Annotated in this window: 13 protein-coding genes; 5 read left to right on the top strand and 8 right to left on the bottom strand. The window is 70.3% G+C overall.

The genetic code is table 11. The features are described from left to right. Positions 1 to 8: 8 nt before the first annotated feature. Entirely contained in the window at positions 9 to 1,379 is a 1,371-nt protein-coding gene (gene gdhA, locus CUR96_RS06240) for an NADP-specific glutamate dehydrogenase (protein WP_102192423.1), read from the bottom strand. Between the two features lie 138 nt (positions 1,380 to 1,517). Next, the gene (locus tag CUR96_RS06235; protein ID WP_102192422.1) at positions 1,518 to 4,214 is read right to left on the bottom strand and encodes a phosphoenolpyruvate carboxylase; all 2,697 of its coding nucleotides are present in this window, start codon (positions 4,212 to 4,214) and stop codon (positions 1,518 to 1,520) included. Between the two features lie 95 nt (positions 4,215 to 4,309). Here CUR96_RS06235 and nhaA point away from each other — a divergent pair, with 95 nt between their 5' ends. The 4 genes from nhaA (at position 4,310) to CUR96_RS06215 (ending at position 8,557) form a co-directional block, all read left to right on the top strand. Next, positions 4,310 to 5,476, top strand: a complete 1,167-nt coding sequence (gene nhaA, locus CUR96_RS06230) for a Na+/H+ antiporter NhaA (RefSeq protein WP_102192421.1) — start codon at positions 4,310 to 4,312, stop codon at positions 5,474 to 5,476. 104 nt (positions 5,477 to 5,580) lie between these two features. Next, a complete protein-coding gene (locus CUR96_RS06225) occupies positions 5,581 to 6,174 on the top strand; it encodes a MazG family protein (protein WP_102192557.1) in 594 nt (197 codons plus the stop codon). A gap of 191 nt (positions 6,175 to 6,365) precedes the next feature. Continuing rightward, positions 6,366 to 7,622, top strand: a complete 1,257-nt coding sequence (locus CUR96_RS06220) for a histidine--tRNA ligase (protein WP_219721966.1) — start codon at positions 6,366 to 6,368, stop codon at positions 7,620 to 7,622. A 146-nt stretch (positions 7,623 to 7,768) separates the two neighbouring features. Next, entirely contained in the window at positions 7,769 to 8,557 is a 789-nt protein-coding gene (locus CUR96_RS06215) for an SGNH/GDSL hydrolase family protein (RefSeq protein WP_102192420.1), read from the top strand. Here CUR96_RS06215 and CUR96_RS06210 read toward each other — a convergent pair. After that, positions 8,538 to 9,047, bottom strand: coding sequence for a VOC family protein (locus CUR96_RS06210; protein WP_102192419.1), 510 nt, complete (start codon positions 9,045 to 9,047; stop codon positions 8,538 to 8,540). The genes CUR96_RS06215 and CUR96_RS06210 overlap by 20 nt on opposite strands. Before the next feature lie 34 nt (positions 9,048 to 9,081). Here CUR96_RS06210 and CUR96_RS06205 point away from each other — a divergent pair, with 34 nt between their 5' ends. Then, a complete protein-coding gene (locus CUR96_RS06205) occupies positions 9,082 to 9,927 on the top strand; it encodes an AraC family transcriptional regulator (RefSeq protein WP_348639566.1) in 846 nt (281 codons plus the stop codon). 2 nt (positions 9,928 to 9,929) lie between these two features. On the opposite strand, the gene CUR96_RS06200 is transcribed toward CUR96_RS06205, so the two are convergent. Genes CUR96_RS06200 through CUR96_RS06180 form a run of 5 tightly spaced genes read right to left on the bottom strand, consistent with a single transcriptional unit; the run spans position 9,930 to position 16,164 of the window. Further along, a complete protein-coding gene (locus tag CUR96_RS06200; protein ID WP_102192418.1) occupies positions 9,930 to 11,159 on the bottom strand; it encodes an APC family permease in 1,230 nt (409 codons plus the stop codon). A gap of 4 nt (positions 11,160 to 11,163) precedes the next feature. Next, positions 11,164 to 12,831 carry a CocE/NonD family hydrolase gene (locus CUR96_RS06195; RefSeq protein WP_102192417.1) on the bottom strand — a complete coding sequence of 556 codons (1,668 nt, stop codon included), beginning with the start codon at positions 12,829 to 12,831 and terminating at the stop codon, positions 11,164 to 11,166. Then, positions 12,828 to 14,165 (bottom strand): MFS transporter, encoded by a 1,338-nt coding sequence (locus CUR96_RS06190; RefSeq protein ID WP_245861097.1) that lies wholly within the window; start codon positions 14,163 to 14,165, stop codon positions 12,828 to 12,830. Before CUR96_RS06190 ends, CUR96_RS06195 begins: the two co-directional genes overlap by 4 nt. Further along, on the bottom strand, positions 14,162 to 15,160 hold the full coding sequence (locus CUR96_RS06185; RefSeq protein ID WP_102192415.1) for an alpha/beta hydrolase: 999 nt from the start codon (positions 15,158 to 15,160) through the stop codon (positions 14,162 to 14,164). Before CUR96_RS06185 ends, CUR96_RS06190 begins: the two co-directional genes overlap by 4 nt. After that, on the bottom strand, positions 15,157 to 16,164 hold the full coding sequence (locus CUR96_RS06180; protein ID WP_180968958.1) for an alpha/beta hydrolase: 1,008 nt from the start codon (positions 16,162 to 16,164) through the stop codon (positions 15,157 to 15,159). Before CUR96_RS06180 ends, CUR96_RS06185 begins: the two co-directional genes overlap by 4 nt. Positions 16,165 to 16,224: the final 60 nt, after the last annotated feature.

Here is a 16,224-nt window from a genome sequence, read left to right as displayed (position 1 = left end):
GACCGGCCTCAGATGACGCCCTGAGCGAGCATCGCGTTCGCGACCCGCTCGAAGCCGGCGATGTTCGCGCCCGCGACGTAGTCGCCGGGCCTGCCGTAGCTCTCCGCCGCTTCGAAGGCGGCACCGTGGATGTCGCCCATGATCTCGCGCAGCCGGTTCTCGCTGTCGGCGAAGCTCCAACGCTGGCGGGACGCGTTCTGGCTCATCTCCAGCGCCGAGGTGGCGACGCCGCCGGCGTTCGCGGCCTTGCCCGGTGCGAACAGCACTCCTGCCCTCTGGAAGGCATCGACCGCATCGGGCACGCACGGCATGTTCGCGCCCTCGGAGACGGCGCGGACGCCGTTCGCGATCAGCGCCTCGGCATCCGCCGCGCTCACCTCGTTCTGCGTGGCGGAGGGGATGGCGATGTCGACGGGCACTTCCCAGACGCTGCCGCCTTCGACGAAACGGGCGCTCGGGCGGCGGTTCGCGTATTCGACGATCCGGGCGCGCTCGACCTCCTTGAGCTGACGCAGCAGTGCCAGGTCGATTCCGGCGTCGTCGACGACGTAGCCGGAGGAGTCGGATGCGGTGACGGCGGTGGCGCCAAGCTGGGTGGCCTTCTCGATCGCGTAGATCGCGACGTTGCCGGAACCGGAGATGCCGACGCGCTTCCCCTCGAAGGACTCGTTGTGCACCGCGAGCATCTCCTGCGCGAAGAACGCGGCGCCGTAGCCGGTCGCCTCGGTGCGGACCTCCGCGCCGCCCCAGCCCTTGCCCTTGCCGGTGAACATCCCCGACTCGTGGCGGTTGGTGACCTTGCGGTACTGACCGAACAGGTATCCGATCTCGCGGCCTCCGACGCCGATGTCGCCGGCGGGCACATCGGTGTGCTCTCCGAGGTGGCGGTACAGCTCGTTCATGAACGACTGGCAGAACCGCATCACCTCTGCGTCCGACCGGCCGTGCGGATCGAAGTCGGAGCCGCCCTTGCCGCCGCCGATGCCCTGGCCGGTGAGGGCGTTCTTGAAGATCTGCTCGAAGCCGAGGAACTTGATGATCGACAGGTTCACCGACGGATGGAAACGCAGCCCGCCCTTGTACGGGCCGAGCACCGAGGAGAACTGGATGCGGTATCCGCGGTTCACGTGCAGACGCCCGGCATCGTCGACCCACGGCACCCGGAACATGATCTGGCGCTCCGGCTCGACCAGGCGGTCGAGGATGCCGCCGTCGATGTATTCCGGATGCTGTTCGAGAACCGGCGCGATGGAGTTCAGCACCTCGTGCACGGCCTGATGGAACTCGGGCTCGTGCGGGCTGCGCGAGAGGACCGTGTCGAAGACGGGCTGGACGGATGCTGCGAGCGGGTGGAGAACAGAGGAGGTGGTGGCGGTCACGCGGGGAAGCCATTCTGAAATGGGGGATGGGTGCGAGCGATCGTGTCGCATGATGCATCGCCGGATCAGGCACGAATTCTCACCCTATCGCGCGACCGTGCGGCGCCAGATCCTTCGGCGCCTACGGCCGGATGCCGGTCAGCCCGTGTTCTGCAGGCCGGCCGCGACGCCGCTGACGGACAGCAGAAGGAGCCGTTGCTGCTCGGCGTCCGCCCCTGAACCTTCCGGGGACGAGGCCGCCGAGGAGCGCAGCGCGCGCAGCGCACGCAGCTGCAGCAGCGACAGCGCATCGACGTACGGGCTGCGCAACTGCACGGCGCGCTGCAGGATGGGCTTGTTCTCGAGCAGACGGTCCCCGCCGGTGAGCCGGATGACCCATTCGCGGGTGAGGGCGAGCTCATCCAGCACGAGGGCGGCGAGGTCGTCCCGGTCGCCGAGGGCGAGGTACTGACGCGCGATGCGCTCGTCTGTCTTTGCCAGGCTCATCGCGACGTTGTCGACCATCGTGCGCAGCAGCGGCCACTCCCGGTACGCCTCGACGAGCAGCGCCTCGTCGCCGACGGCCTCGAGTGCGGTGCCCAGGCCGAACCAGCCGGCGAGGTTGATGCGGGCCTGCGTCCAGGCGAACACCCACGGGATGGCGCGGAGATCTTCGAGGGACTCGACCGAGAGGCCGCGGCGCGCGGGGCGCGAGCCGAGGGCGAGCAGGCCGATCTCCTCCATCGGGGTCACCGTCGCGAACCAGGGCGCGAAGCCCTCGGCCTTGACCAGCGAGAAGAAGCGCTCCCGCGAGGCGACATCCATGACCGAGGCGATGCCGGCATAGCGGGTCGCCGCGCTGCTGGTGCGCGCCTCCACGGTGGGCGACGACGCGAGCAGGGTCGCCGCGGCGACCTGGTCGATGTGACGCATCGCGATGGCCGGCTCGCCGTAGCGCGCGAAGATGACCTCGCCCTGCTCTGTGAGCTTGAAGCGGCCGTCCACGGAGTGCGGCGGCTGCGCGAGGATCGCGGAGTTCGCCGGCCCGCCGCCGCGCCCGAGCGCCCCGCCGCGACCGTGGAACAGGGTGAGCGTGATGCCCGATTCCTGCGCCCACAGGGCGATCTTCTCCTGTGCCTCGTACAGCGCGAGGTTGGCGGCGACCGGGCCGACGTCCTTCGACGAGTCCGAGTAGCCGAGCATGACCTCCAGGCGGTTGCCGGTCGCGGCCATCCGCGCCCGGAACTCGGGGAAGGTGACGACCTCGGCGAGGATGTCGGGTGCGGCCTGCAGATCGGCGAAGGTCTCGAACAGGGGCACCACATCGAGCACGGGCGCGTCGTCGCCGAGTGCGTGGTGGGCGAGACGGTGCACGGCGGCGAGATCGGACGCCGACTGCGTGAACGACACGACGTAGCGCCCGGCGGCGCGCAGGCCGTATTCGCGCTGGATGTCGGCGATCGCGCGGAAGACCTCGAGCACCTCTTCGGTCTGGTCGCTGACAGCGCCGCCGCCGTCGAGTTCGGCGAGAGCCTTCGCGTGCACCTGGGAGTGCTGGCGGACCTCCAGCTCGGTGAGATGGAAGCCGTAGGTCTCGACCTGCCAGATCAGATGCTGGATGCCGCCGAAGGCGTGGCGCTTCGCTCCGGCATCGGCCAGTGAGGCCTGGATGACGCGCAGGTCCTCGAGCAGCTCCTCGGGGACGCGGTAGCGCAGGGCCTCGGTACGGTCCCGCGTCGCTGCGACGCGCCGGCCGAGGGCGAGGAGCACTCGCCGGTGCGGCTCACCGGGGGAGCGCTTGGCGAGATCGGCGGCGACCGACGGCTCCGCGGCCGCGAACGCATCCCACAACGCGACGACGGCGGCGCTGGGCGGCGTGCCCTCCGCATCGAGGGTGAGGGTGCGGCCGATGCGCTCGAGCGCCCGCTCGAGCCCGCGGAGCACATGGTCGGAGGCGATCTGCGCGGCTTCCCTGGTGACGGATGCCGTCACGAACGGGTTGCCGTCGCGGTCACCGCCGACCCAGGAGCCGACGCGCACGAAGGCGGGCACGACAGGTGCGCTCGCTCCGGAGTCGGCGCCACGCAGTGCGTCGTCGATCCGCCGGTACACATGCGGAACGGTGGTGAAGAGCGTCTCGTCGAACACACCCATCACGGTGCGCACCTCGTCGGTGGGCGACGGTTTCTGTGCACGCAGGGGAGCGGTGCGCCAGAGCGTGTCGATCTCCTCCAGCATCCGTCGCTCGGCGCGCTGTTCCTCGGCGCCGTCGACGCTCGCCGCATCGTGCTGGGTGAGCAGTTCGGAGAGGCGCCGGATGCTCGAGGACACCGCGCGCCGTCGGGCCTCGGTGGGGTGCGCCGTGAACACGGGGTGGAAGCGCAGTTCCTCCAGCCGGCGGCGAGCCTCGTCATCGCCGACCTCGGACTTGAGCCGCGCGTATGCGGTGGCGACGGTGTCGGCGGCGTCCTCCCGCCCCGGCTGTCCCGCGCGTTCGCGCAGCACCCTCACCCGCTGGTGCTCCTCCGCGAGGTTCACCAGGTGGAAGTAGCAGGTGAAGGCGCGGGCGACCTCATCGGCGCGAGCGACCGAGAACGACTCCGCGATCGCGGCGGCGCGCTCGAAGGCGGCGGGCGTCTCCTGGTCGTAGGCCTGGATGGTGGCGAGTCGCAGCCGCTCGACGTCCTCGAAGAGGCCATCCCCGCCGGATTCGCGCAGGACCTGGCCGAGCAGGCCGCCGAGCATCCGGACGTCGGAGCGCATCTGGTCCGGAATGCCACGGCCCGCTTCGAAGCGTCCGATGACGCGGATGGCCTCGGTGTTCGTGGGTTCGGAGAAAGTGTGTTCGGGGGTCACTTTTCGAGCGTATCCGCCTCTCGCGCACACACGTGACCACACGTGTTGCGGGGGCGTAACATACGCGGCGAACCCCGCGCTCTACGATGGACGGAATGCGTATCTCGGCGAATCCCCTCCGCGGACAGCAGTTCCCGGCCGTTCTCCTGCTCCTGGCGGCGGGACTCGGTCTTCTGCTGGCCAACCTCCCCACGCATGACGCTCTCGCGGCCGTGCTCGACTTCCACATCGCGGTGCCCGGCACCGGCCTCGATCTCTCGATCGCGCATTGGATCTCCGACGGACTGCTCGCGGTCTTCTTCCTCGTGGTGGCGGTCGAACTGCGGCACGAGCTCACGCACGGTGAGCTCGACTCCCTGCACAAGGCGATGCAGCCGGCGATCGCCGCAGCCGGTGGCGTGCTCGTCCCCATCGCGGTCTACCTGCTGTTCGCGGGAGGCGGCGACACGGCGTCGGGATGGCCGATCCCGACGGCGACCGACATCGCGTTCGCGCTCGGGGTGCTGGCGATGTTCGGCAAGGGCCTGCCCGCCGGTGTGCGGGTGTTCCTGCTCGCTCTCGCGATCCTCGACGACATCATCGGCATCATCTTCATCGCCGTGCTGTTCGCCCGTGACGTGCAGTGGGTCCTGCTCGGACTCGCTCTGGTTTCGGTCGTCGCGTTCGCGCTGCTGAGCCGCCTGCTCCACAAGACGGGTCATACCGGCGTTGCCGTGGCGATGGGCGTGCTGGGCGTCGTGACCTGGGGGCTCGTCGCGGCATCCGGGATCCACGCGACGATCGCGGGCGTGCTGCTCGGGCTCGTGATGTCGCCGGTGCCGGCCGAACGGGTGCGACATGCGCTCGAACCCGCCGTGAACGGCGTCATCCTGCCGCTGTTCGCCTTCGCGGCCGCGTTCGTGGTCATCCCGGCGCTCTCACCGAGCGAGCTCTCTCCGGCGTTCTGGGGCATCGCCGTCGCACTGCCGATCGGCAAGATCATCGGGATCAGCCTGTTCGGCTGGGCGGCCATGCGCATCCGCCCGAAGGGCACAGCCCCCGCTCTTCCGTTCGCCGACATCCTCGCCGCCGGCGCACTCGGCGGCATCGGCTTCACGGTGTCGCTGCTGCTCGCCAACCTCGCATTCGCCGATGATGCCCTCGTCCGTGACCAGGCCATCCTCGGTGTGATCGTGGGATCGTTCGCCGCGCTCGCGCTCTCCGGCGTGATCGTGTCGCTGCGAGCCAGGTGGTATCGACAGGTCGCCGCGGCGACATCGTGAAACCCGGGGCGACTGCCCCGGCCGAAGGGAGAACCGTGTCTCCGCACTCCGACCGCCGTGACGGCATACCGGGAGCTGACCCGCTGCGGGTCGCCGCCGAGACGATGCGCGAGGTGCGCGAGAAGTGCGTGTGGTCGGAGCGCATCACCCATCGAGACCTGGTCCCGTACCTCATCGAGGAGTCGCATGAGGTGATCGAGGCGGTCGAGAGCGGCACGCGTGCCGACCTCCGCGAGGAGCTCGGCGACCTGCTGTGGCAGGTGCTGTTCCATGCCGCGATCGCGGCACAGGATCCGGAGGATCCCTTCGACATCGACGATGTCGCGCGCACCTTGACCGCGAAGATGGTGCGACGGCACCCGCATGTCTTCGCCGGTGAGATCGCACGCACCCCCGAGGAGGTGCTCGTGCACTGGAATGCCGCGAAGGCTGCGGAGAAGCGTGCGCGGACCAGCGTGCTCGACGGCGTGCCGCGCGGGATGCCGGCGCTCGCGCTCGCGCAGAAGCTCGCCGGCCGCGCCGTCGGCGTCGGCGTGGCGATTCCCGAGCTCGCCGACACGCCGGCATCCGAAGCCGAGCTCGGCGATGCGCTGCTGTCACTCGTCGCGACTGCGCGTGCCAATGGCTGGGACGCCGAGCGGGCGCTCCGCGAACGGCTCCGGATGCTGGAGGACGAAGTGCGCGGCGTCGAAGGCTGACCGCGCACGGAGCGTTTCCGCTCCGCAGTTCTTCGGAGAATCGCGGCTTCTGCGGATGATTCCTGCGAATTCGTCCGCCGAACGTGCGACTCTCCGACGCACGGGCGGTTCCGCCCCGTCGCATTGGGCGAGGGGATGCCCGGCGGACCTGGAAGGATGGACGCGTGGCTACCGTGAACCCGCCGCGCGGAATGCGCGACATCCTCCCCGCAGACAAGGCCCGCCGTGAGGGCGTGCTCTCCGTCATCCGTGACCGCTATCGCGCGCACGGCTTCGACGAGATCGAGACCCCGGTGGTGGAGGAGTACTCGCGGCTGCACGCGGGCATCGGCGGCGACAACGAGAAGCTCGCCTACAACGTGCTGCGGCGCGGCCTCGACGCCGATGCGATCCGGGATGCCGCTGATGACCCGGCCGCGTTGTCGGACCTGGGGCTGCGCTACGACCTCACCGTGCCGCTCGCCCGCTTCTACGCGAGCAACCGCGCGCAGTTGCCCGGCGTGTTCCGCTCGATCCAGATCGGCTCCGTCTGGCGTGCCGAGCGACCGCAGAAGGGCCGCTACCGGCAGTTCGTGCAGTGCGACATCGATGTCATCGGCGACGACTCGGCGCGTGCCGAAGCCGAGCTCATGGTCGCCTCGCTCGACGCGGTGGACGCGCTCGGGCTCGAGGGCGCGAGCGTGCGCATCAACGACCGCCGGGTGCTGGACTGGATGCTGGACTCCTTCGGATTCCCGGAGGGAGAGCGCCCCGGCGTGCTGATCACGATCGACAAGCTCGACAAGATCGGTCCCGGCGGCGTCGCGGCCGAGCTGCGGGAGCGCGGGGCTGAGGCATCCGCCGTCGACGCGTTCGAGACGTTCCTGAATCGTCCGCAGACCATGGAGTACAACCCGTTCGGGGAGCGGCAGATCCGCAAGGCGCTGCCGGAGAACGCGCCCGACGAGATCGTCGCGCACCTGGTCGGCATCGGCGATGCGGTGGCGGCGGGAACAGGGCAGAGCGACATCCCGCTCGTCTTCGATCCGTTCCTGGTGCGCGGCATGGGGTACTACACGGGCACCATCTTCGAGCTCGCACACCCGTCGGTCGACTACTCGCTTGGTGGTGGCGGGCGCTACGACGGCATGATCGGCCGCTTCCTCGGTCAGCAGGTGCCGGCGGTCGGCTTCTCGCTCGGCTTCGAGCGCCTCGTCGATCTCGTCACCGTGGAAACGGGTGCGACGGCGACGTCGATCGTGCTGATCCACGATGCGGATGTCCCGATCGCCGAGCTCACCGCGCACAAGTCGGCGCTGATCGGAACCGGAGCGCGGGTTCGCCTGGAACGCCGGACCAAGAACCTCAAGGCGCTGCTGGAGCGCTCGGCAGCCGACGGGTACATGTCGTTCGCGACCGTCTCGGCAGGCGCGCAGCCGGGGGCCCTGGAGCTCAAGCCGCTCTCCTGACCCGTTCCGGGTCCACCTGCAGGGCCGAGGCACGGATCTCGGGCCACTCCACGGCGTCTCGTCATGCATCCGTGATCCGGTCCTGCAGGTCGTACGGGACGGATGCCGTTCACGCGGCGTTCACGCCCGCACGGTCCAATCGGTGCATGTCGCGTTCTCGCATCGTGCTGGGGGGAGGTCTTGCCCTCGCCTCCGTGTCGGCGCTGGTCTGGGGCGGGCGGGCACTGTTGACGAGGCAGGCGGCGATCGCCCGCCGCCGGATCGGGAAGCCGCTGGGTGAGGAATCGCTCGACGCCGATCGCGTCTGGCGTTCGGCGCTCGCCGGCCCTCCCGTCGAGCTGCTCCTGCTGGGAGACTCGCTCGCCGCAGGCCTCGGGGCCGAGCGCCGCAAGGACACCCTGGGCGGACGGCTCGCCAAGGGGCTGGCCAGGCAGCTTCATCGGCCCGTGCGCCTGCACACGGCGGCGATCGTCGGGTCCGAGTCGTCGGCCCTCGCCGGTCAGCTCGAGGCCATTCCGGACGCCTATCGACCGGACGTCGCCGTGATCGTGGTCGGCGGCAACGACGTCACGCATCGGGTGCCGGTCGCGGAATCCGTCGCCCACCTCGAGTCCGCCATCGCCGATCTGCGTCGGCGCGGCGCGGCGGTCGTGGTCGGCACATGCCCGGATCTCGGCGCGCTGCGGGCCGTGCCGCAGCCTCTGCGGACGCTCGGCGGCCGCGTCTCCCGGCAACTCGCGATCGCGCAGGCCGCGGCCGCCGAACGTGCGGGCGCGGCCAGCGTCGATCTGCGACGCGCCGTCGGCCCGATGTTCCTCGACGATCCGGACGGCATGTTCAGCCTGGACCGGTTCCACCCGAGTGCCCTCGGCTACCGCCGAACCGCCGAGGCGCTGCTGCCGGCGGTGGCTGCGGCTACGCGCTCTCGGAGCTGAACGAGGCGGCCCATTCCTGCACGCGCCGCGTGCTCTCCTCTTCGGAGAGATCCTCAACGCGGCTCATGATCGACCATCGCACGCCGAACGGGTCGCGGATGCTGGCGAAGCGGTCTCCGGAGACGAAGGTCGACGCGGGCTCGCGCACGACGGCTCCGGCAGCCACCGCCTTCTCCACGACGGCGTCGGTGTCCGGGACGAACACCCCGAGCGAGTAGCAGTCGTCCTCGCCCCCAGGAGGGGCGATGAGGTGGTACTCCGGAGTCGGTTCGCCGATCTGCAGGAGTCCGAGACCGAAGTCGAGGTCGGCGTGAACCACGACGCCGCCCATCTCGGTGACGTCGATGACCCTGGCTCCGAACACGTCGCGGTAGAACGCGACGGCGTCGGCGGCGCCGGGGATGGCGAGGAACGGGGTGAGCGATGTTGCGTTGTTCGGACGGCCGTTGGTGGTGTGGACGCCGGTGAGGCCGGCAGCTGATGTGTTCATGCCTCCACGCTAGGAAGCAGCAGGTGCGCTGCGCTTGAAGATTCGCGACACGATGTCGGATGCGGCGGCTATCGTCGGGAGCGTGATCGACGCGCGCCGAGGAGTGCTGTACCCGGCCCGGATGCCGGAGTTCCATCGGCTGCCGGCGCCTCCCGAGGCCGCGGACCTCGCCGTGTGGTTCTGGATCCCGCAGTGGCGCATCGAACCGGGTCGCTCCTCCCGCCAGGATGTCGTGGCCTACCCGGCGCTGAACCTCGTGGTCGAGCAGCACGAGGGCGAACCGGCCGAGGTGCAGCTCGTCGGGGCGACGACAGCGGCATCCTTCCGCGATCTCCGGGGCCGCGGCTGGGCAGTGGGCGCGCTCCTTCGCCCGGCATCGGTCGCCGCCCTCGTCGAAGACCCGGCCGCCCTCCTCGACGCGGCGATGCCGTTCGATGCCCCGGAGCTTCTCGCCGACGTCACCGCAGCCATGACGGGAGCCGGCGACGATCGTCGTTCGGACGCCGTGTCCGTATTCGCGCGCTGGCTCGTCGCACGGGTCGGAGACGTCTCACCGGCGGCGCAGCAGGCGAACGCGCTGTCGGATCTCCTGATGACGGATGCCTCGATCCTGCGGGCCGAGGATGCCGCGGCGCGTCTGCATCTCTCGCTGCGCACACTGCAACGTCTCGCGCACCGGCATGTCGGGCTGCCGCCGGCGGCGATGATCCGCCGACGCCGGCTGCAGGAGGCCGCACAGCGGATGCGCGACGACCCGCGGGCCGAGATCGCCCTCATCGCGGCCGACCTCGGCTATGCCGACCACGCGCACCTGACCCGCGACTTCCGCACAGTCCTCGGCATCGCTCCGAGCAGCTATCGGGCAGACCCCGACAGCTGACCTCAGCCGCGGGCGAGGCGCAGCCGCACCATCCGGTACCCCACACCGAGGAGCACCACGCCTGTGCCGACGAGAGACGCCACGACGGGCAGCGTGTTCACGAGGACGAGGCAGCCGAGCGCGCCCAGCACCTGCAGGGCCCGCGGGTAGCGCCGTGCCGTGCCTTCCTGGCGGAAGGCAGCGGCGTTCGCGATCAGGTAGTACAGCAGCACGCCGAACGACGAGAAGCCGATCGCGTTCCGCAGATCGGCGACGAGCACGACACCGATCACGATGATCGCGATCGCGACCTCCGCTCGGCGCGGCACGTGCCATCGTTCGTCGACATGCGCGAGGAAGCGCGGCACGTCGTCCTCCCTGGCCATGGCCAGCGTGGTGCGGCCGATGCCGGTGAGCAGGGCGAGCAGGGCACCCAGGGATGCCGCCGCCGCGGCCACCCGCACAGCGGGCGCCAGCGCCGGCCAGCCGGCGGCGGTGATCACGTCGGCGAGCGGGGCGGAGCTGGTCGCCGCAGCGGCGCCGAGCGTCATCATGACGGTGAGGGCGACGAGCACGTAGACGACGACGGTGCCTGCGAGCGCGAGCACGATCGCGCGGGGGATGGTCCGCTCCGGGCGCATCACCTCCTCGCCCATGGTGGCGATGCGCGCGTAGCCGGCGAAGGCGAAGAACAGCAGTCCCGCACCCTGGAGCACGCCGTATGCGGTGGCATCCGGGAGCGTCGCGGGGGAGGCGTCCGGAGCGGCGAGGAGACCCGTGGCGACCACGATCGCGAGGCCGAGCAGTGAGCACGCCACGAGGATGCGGGTGAGCAGGGCGGTGCGGGTGACGCCGAAGCAGTTGACGGCGGCGAGGGCGGCGACGGCCGCGACCGCGACGGGAACCTCCCAGCCCGCCGGCGCGGCGTAGGCGGCGAAGGTCATCGCCATCGCGGCGCAGCTGGCGATCTTCCCGATCACGAAGCACCAGCCGGCGATGAATCCCCACCACGGTCCGATCTCGGCGCGGGCGTAGGCATAGGTGCCGCCGGCGACGGGGTGCACGGCGGCGAGCTGCGCCGACGCCGTGGCATTGCAGTAGGCGACCAACGCGGCGATCGCGAGGGCGATGAGGATGCCGCTGCCCGCCACCCCGATCGCGGGCGCCCACACCGAGAACACACCGGCGCCGATCATCGAGCCGAGGCCGATCGAGACGGCGTCGCCCAGCGTCAGACGGCGAGTGAGCGGCATCCTCTCATCGTGCCACGGGCAGGTGAACGGCTGGTGCACCGCTCGCGTCGAACGCGGGCAGTACGAGGAGGGCCGGGGTCGCACCTCCGACATGCACGACCTGGTCGCTCCCGATCAGCTGGGAATGGTCGCGCACCGGGTCCGCCGTTCCGGGATTGCGCAGATGCAGCGGATGCGCCCCCGACGAGACCTGCACGCGCAGGCGGGAGCCGGCGGCGAAGCGGTGCGCGATCGGCGCCAACGGCAAGCGGACTCGGCGCGGCTCGTTCGGGGCCGCATCATCGGGAAGGCGCCGATAGACATCGGTGATCGTCCGCGACCTGCCCTTCGGGTCGACTTCGCACAGCCGGATGAACACGTCGGCCCGCGGGTTGGACGAGGCGAAGGTCAGCTCGACCTCCGGCTGTCCGATGACGACGAGATCTTTCTCCAGCACATCATCGGTGAAGACCAGCACGTCGTCTCGACGTTCGCGGACACGCTGGTCGCGGCGGCCGGCGCTGAAGGGATTGAGCGTGCGACCACCCGCATCCGGCGTGGGATCCGCCGGGTCGTAGCGGTACGAGAGTGCGGCGGCCCGACGCTCAGCAGCGGGCAGCGCGAGGCGCCCGTCGGCGGTGAACTCGCGGAACACGGCAGTGCTGGGTGGCGGCCACTGATCGAACTCGTGCCAACCGGCACCGCCACTGATCTCAAGGCGCACGTCTGCGCCCTTCCCGGCGCCGGCGAACGCCGCCAGAGCCTCACGCACACCGATCGCCGTCGTCTCGTGATCGCCGTGGGTCCAGTCCCCGACGATGAGGCGGACCGAGCGATCGGCCTCCTTGAGCGCGGCGTAGTCGGCGAGCTGCCCGACGAGGAACAGGTCCTGCCATCCCGCCATGAGCGTGACCGGAGGAATCGTGTCGACGTCGGACGCGAAACGCAGCGGATGCCACCACGGGTCGCCCTGGTCGCTGTGGTCGACCCAGTCCCGGAAGAATTGCGGATCCGAGTGCGCAGCGACGCGAACGGCGTCGCCCGGGGGAGTGGCGCGGGCGCCGCGGAGGATGGCCCACCTGGCCCGGAGCAGCGCCCAGATCCGGCGAGGCAGGCTGCGTTCCTGCATGTCGAGGGCGTACGCCCAGGTGAGCGGCGTGTCGATGGAGAACCCGCCGCCCGGGTACAGGATCGCGTCATCGAAACGTCGTGCCGAGATCGCGATGCCCATGGTGTCGGGGCGCGCCTCGCCGTCGCAGTACGCCCACTGGGTGACCCCGAAGTAGCTCCCGCCCCAGGAATGCACGCGATCCGTCGCCCAGCTCTGACCGCGTACCCAGCGCAGAGTCGCCTGCCCGTCGGCCACCTCGTCGTGCAGCGGACTGAACGAGCCGCCAGAGCCGAACGTGCCGCGGCAGCTCTGCACCACGACGTGATGGCCGCGCTCGGCGAAGAAGCGGGCGACGCCGGCGACGCCGTCCCGCCCGTAAGGGGTGCGGATCAGGAGCGTCTGCCCGCCTGCCCCCTCCGCGTGCCAATGGTCCGTCAGCAGCTCGGCACCGTCGTCCGCCGCGACCGGGATGCTCGGCGTGAGAGTGACGAGCGGATGGGTGCGCGATGGCATGCCGGTGGCTCGGGACAGTCGCCGGTACTCCCGGCGTGCGGCACCGCGCAGTCGAGGAGCGGAAGTCATCGAACGCCCTTCACCCGGGTGACCGCGAATGCGGCGATCAGCGCCATTCCGACGGCGCCGATGTACAGGGCCGCGAAGTTCTCTCCCGTCGGCGAGCCTATGCGGGTCGCGAAGAATCCGAACACAGGCACGAGGATGCCGGGCAACAGGTAGGCGAGCGCGACGATGCCGAGGTCCTTGCCCGCGTCCTCGGCCGAGGGGAGGCACTCGGTCATGAGCGCCACATCGGCGGCGATATAAGCGCCCTGGCCCGCACCGACGATCGCTATGCCGATGAGGAAGAACCCGATGTCGCCGAACGCGACGGCCAGGACGAGACCGACAGCGCTGAAGAGGGCGCCGAAGACGACCGTCGGCTTCCGCCGCCCTGTGCGATCGGAGATCACCCCGAAGACGAACGCCATCACCAGGTTCATCATGGTGAACGCCGCCGTCGCCTGAGTCTGCACGCTCGCGATCTCGGCCGGATCCTCGATGCCGAACCGGCTGGAGATCGTGAGATAGAGATAACTGGTCACCGACACGATCGACGCCGTCATGAAGAAGCGGCAGACCCATGCCCAGGCGAAATCGGGGTAGCGACGAGGGCTCAGCCAGAACGTCGACAGCACGCCGCCCCAATCCAGCTTCGGCGCGGGCCGAGCGCGGCGGATGTCCCGGAGGGCGAAGAACAGGGTGAGAGCCAGGAGCGCGGAGATACCGCCGGGGATGAGGAACATGCCGACCTGGCCCAGCCCGGCGACAACTCCGGCGAACGACACTCCGATCAGGATGCCGATGGCCGTCGCCGCACCGGTGACCGCCGACATGATCGCCCGGATGCGGCGGCGGATCTGATCGGCGAACAGGGTGTGGATCGTCATCGACACCGCACCCCAGCCGATCAGCACCAGCATCGTTCCGAGGCCGAGCATGAGGAGCGAGGGGGCGAGCGCCTGCACGGCGTAACCGCCGAGCGCGATCAGCGCGCCGCCGAGGATCCACGGCCGGCGGATGCCCAGACGTGACAGCGAGCGGTCGCTGAGGCGCCCGAAGATCGGCGTCGTGATCAGGATGGCCGCCCCGCCCACCGTGAGGATGATGCTGAGGTTGCCGGTGGCGTGCTCGGGGTCCCACTCCTTGAGCAATTGCGGGATGGCGACAGCGGCCACACCCTGAGCGATCCCCGAGGCGAACCAGGTGAGCACGAACGCGACCCAGAACCACCAGGTCTGCCGCTGCCCCGGGATGTGATCGGCGCTCAGCGGCGGGGGTGAAGGAAGGGCGGGCTCGACGGCATAGGCGGACATCATCGTCTCCGGTTTCTCGGTCGGGTCGGGTCGGGCAGGAATCATGGGTGCTGCGGATGCGCGCCCGCAGGTCGTGGGGCATAGGCGGCTGCGAGTTCGGCGGCGAAGTCGTCGCGCCAGTCCCGCGCCCCCTGCCAGCGCGCGGTGAGCAGGGGGGAGCCGTGGATGTGCCCTTCGCCGATGCGCAGGACGACCTCCACTCCCGACTCGCGCAGCGCGCGGGCGTAGGCGACGGCTCCGTCGAGGAGTGGATCGAACTCGGCTGCGAGGATCAGCGCGGGCGCGATTCCGCGATGATCGGCCGCGTCCAGTGGCGAGGCCACGGCGTGCGGCGCGCCGGCACGGTACACGTCGGCGATGCGTTCGGCATCCTCCATTCCCGATGCGCGGCGGTACCGCTGCATCGACGCGCCGAACGTGCGCAGCGCCGCCGGCAGCACCTCGAGCGACTGGTGGTGCAGCGGGCGTCCGGCGTCGCGTTCGCGCAGCGCGGCGGACGCGGCGATGGTCGCGCCGGCGGAGTTGCCGCCGATTCCGAGCCGGTCGACGTCGATGCGGAGTTCCTCGGCGCGCCAGCGCAGGGCATCCAGTGCGGCGACGGCGTCATCCACGGGGGCAGGGAACGGATGCTCCGGAGCGAGGCGGTACTCGAGGGAGATGATCTGGACCCCGGAGCGGAGCGCGCGGTCCGCGCAGATGCGGTCGTTGAGGATCTCGTCGATCGTGCCGCCGACCCAGCCGCCGCCGTGCAGCCACAGCATCGTCGGCGCGGCGCCGCTCGCGTCGGCGGCGCGGAACCGTCGAGCGCGGATGGGACCGGCACCGCCGGACAGCTCGAGGTCGTCGATCTCGACGCCGTCCGGCGCGGGCTCGGTGAACTCGAGCGCGATGAGATCGCTCACCCTCAGTGCCGGCCGCCGTCGCGCGATCGGGTCCGCGGCAGCGAGTTCAGGATGCTCCGCGGAGAGCTCCTCGACGCGCCGGATCCAGTCGACGACGGGTGCGCTGAGGGGCGGGAAGTCCGCACTGGGCGCGGTCATGCGACGACTTCATCGTGCAGCGTGCGCAACTGCGAGACGAGGAAGCGATGCGCGGCGTCCGCGGCGGGAACGAAGCCCGTCGAACCGAGCGATCCGTGCGTCTGCCCGATGAAGCGGATCGCCGTCACCGGCACTCCTGCGTCGGAGAGCGCACGTGCGTACGCCTCGCCGTCGCCGCGCAGCGGGTCGAGCTCGGAGGTGAGGATGAAGGCGGGCGGAAGGCCCCGGTGCGACGCGGCGAGCAGGGGCGATGCATAGGGCTGACGTGCGGTGGCGGCATCATCGCCGACGTACTGCCGTACCAGGCTGCGTCCGGCCTTGCGCACGATCACGCCCGGCATCCGGGCGCTGATGCCGCTCATGTCGGCGTGGCCGATCGTGAGGTCGAGCGCGGGATTCTCCAGGATCTGGAGAGCGATCCGGTGTCCGGTGCGATCACGGTTCATCAACGTCACCGCAGCGGCGAGGTCGCCGCCCGAAGATGCTCCGCCCACTGCGATCCTGCTCGACGAGGCGCCCAGATCATTCGCGCTCGCGTGCGCCCATTCGAAGGCCGACCAGCACTGCTCCGGCTGAGTCGGAAAACGCTGCTCAGGAGCGTGCGCGTAGTCCGCTGCGACGATCACGATCCCGGCATCCCGTGCACGTTCGCGGAAGCGGGCGTCCCACGACACCCAGTCGATTCCGGCGATCGTGAAGCCGCCGCCGTAGAAGTAGACGAGGATCGGGAGGTCGGAGCCGGCCGGGGCCGGTTCGGCGCCCGGCCAGTACACGCGGACCCGCACGTCGGGATACCCGATGACCGGGACGACATGATCTCGTGTGGCGGTGCCGATCGGGCCGATTCCCAGCTCGGCGCTCACTCTGACGTCGTTCTCCTCGGCGACGCGCCGTCTCCCGGCAGGGTCGGCGGGTTCCGGGGCGAGCAGCGGAGCGATCCGCTTCTCGAGTGCGGCGACGGCGCTGTCGAGCAGCGGGCGGCGGAACCGGGAACTTCTCGGCATCGGGCATCTCCTTCGATGGGCTGGGCACTAGTCTTGGCAATCGAAGAACTTCGATGAAGT

It is taken from the genome of Microbacterium aurantiacum (assembly GCF_002872075.1).
Lineage (GTDB): Bacteria > Actinomycetota > Actinomycetes > Actinomycetales > Microbacteriaceae > Microbacterium > Microbacterium aurantiacum_A.
This window is presented reverse-complemented; position numbering and strand designations above follow the sequence as displayed.

Bases quoted from the DNA above. Each gene is read 5' to 3' on its own strand.
- CUR96_RS06180 (WP_180968958.1), bottom strand. From the start codon at position 16,164: ATGCCGAGAAGTTCCCGGTTCCGCCGCCCGCTGCTCGACAGCGCCGTC.
- CUR96_RS06195 (WP_102192417.1), bottom strand. From the start codon at position 12,831: ATGACTTCCGCTCCTCGACTGCGCGGTGCCGCACGCCGGGAGTACCGG.
- CUR96_RS06200 (WP_102192418.1), bottom strand. From the start codon at position 11,159: ATGCCGCTCACTCGCCGTCTGACGCTGGGCGACGCCGTCTCGATCGGC.
- nhaA (WP_102192421.1), top strand. From the start codon at position 4,310: ATGCGTATCTCGGCGAATCCCCTCCGCGGACAGCAGTTCCCGGCCGTT.
- CUR96_RS06225 (WP_102192557.1), top strand. From the start codon at position 5,581: ATGCGCGAGGTGCGCGAGAAGTGCGTGTGGTCGGAGCGCATCACCCAT.
- CUR96_RS06210 (WP_102192419.1), bottom strand. From the start codon at position 9,047: ATGAACACATCAGCTGCCGGCCTCACCGGCGTCCACACCACCAACGGC.
- CUR96_RS06215 (WP_102192420.1), top strand. From the start codon at position 7,769: ATGTCGCGTTCTCGCATCGTGCTGGGGGGAGGTCTTGCCCTCGCCTCC.
- CUR96_RS06220 (WP_219721966.1), top strand. From the start codon at position 6,366: ATGCGCGACATCCTCCCCGCAGACAAGGCCCGCCGTGAGGGCGTGCTC.
- CUR96_RS06185 (WP_102192415.1), bottom strand. From the start codon at position 15,160: ATGACCGCGCCCAGTGCGGACTTCCCGCCCCTCAGCGCACCCGTCGTC.
- CUR96_RS06190 (WP_245861097.1), bottom strand. From the start codon at position 14,165: ATGATTCCTGCCCGACCCGACCCGACCGAGAAACCGGAGACGATGATG.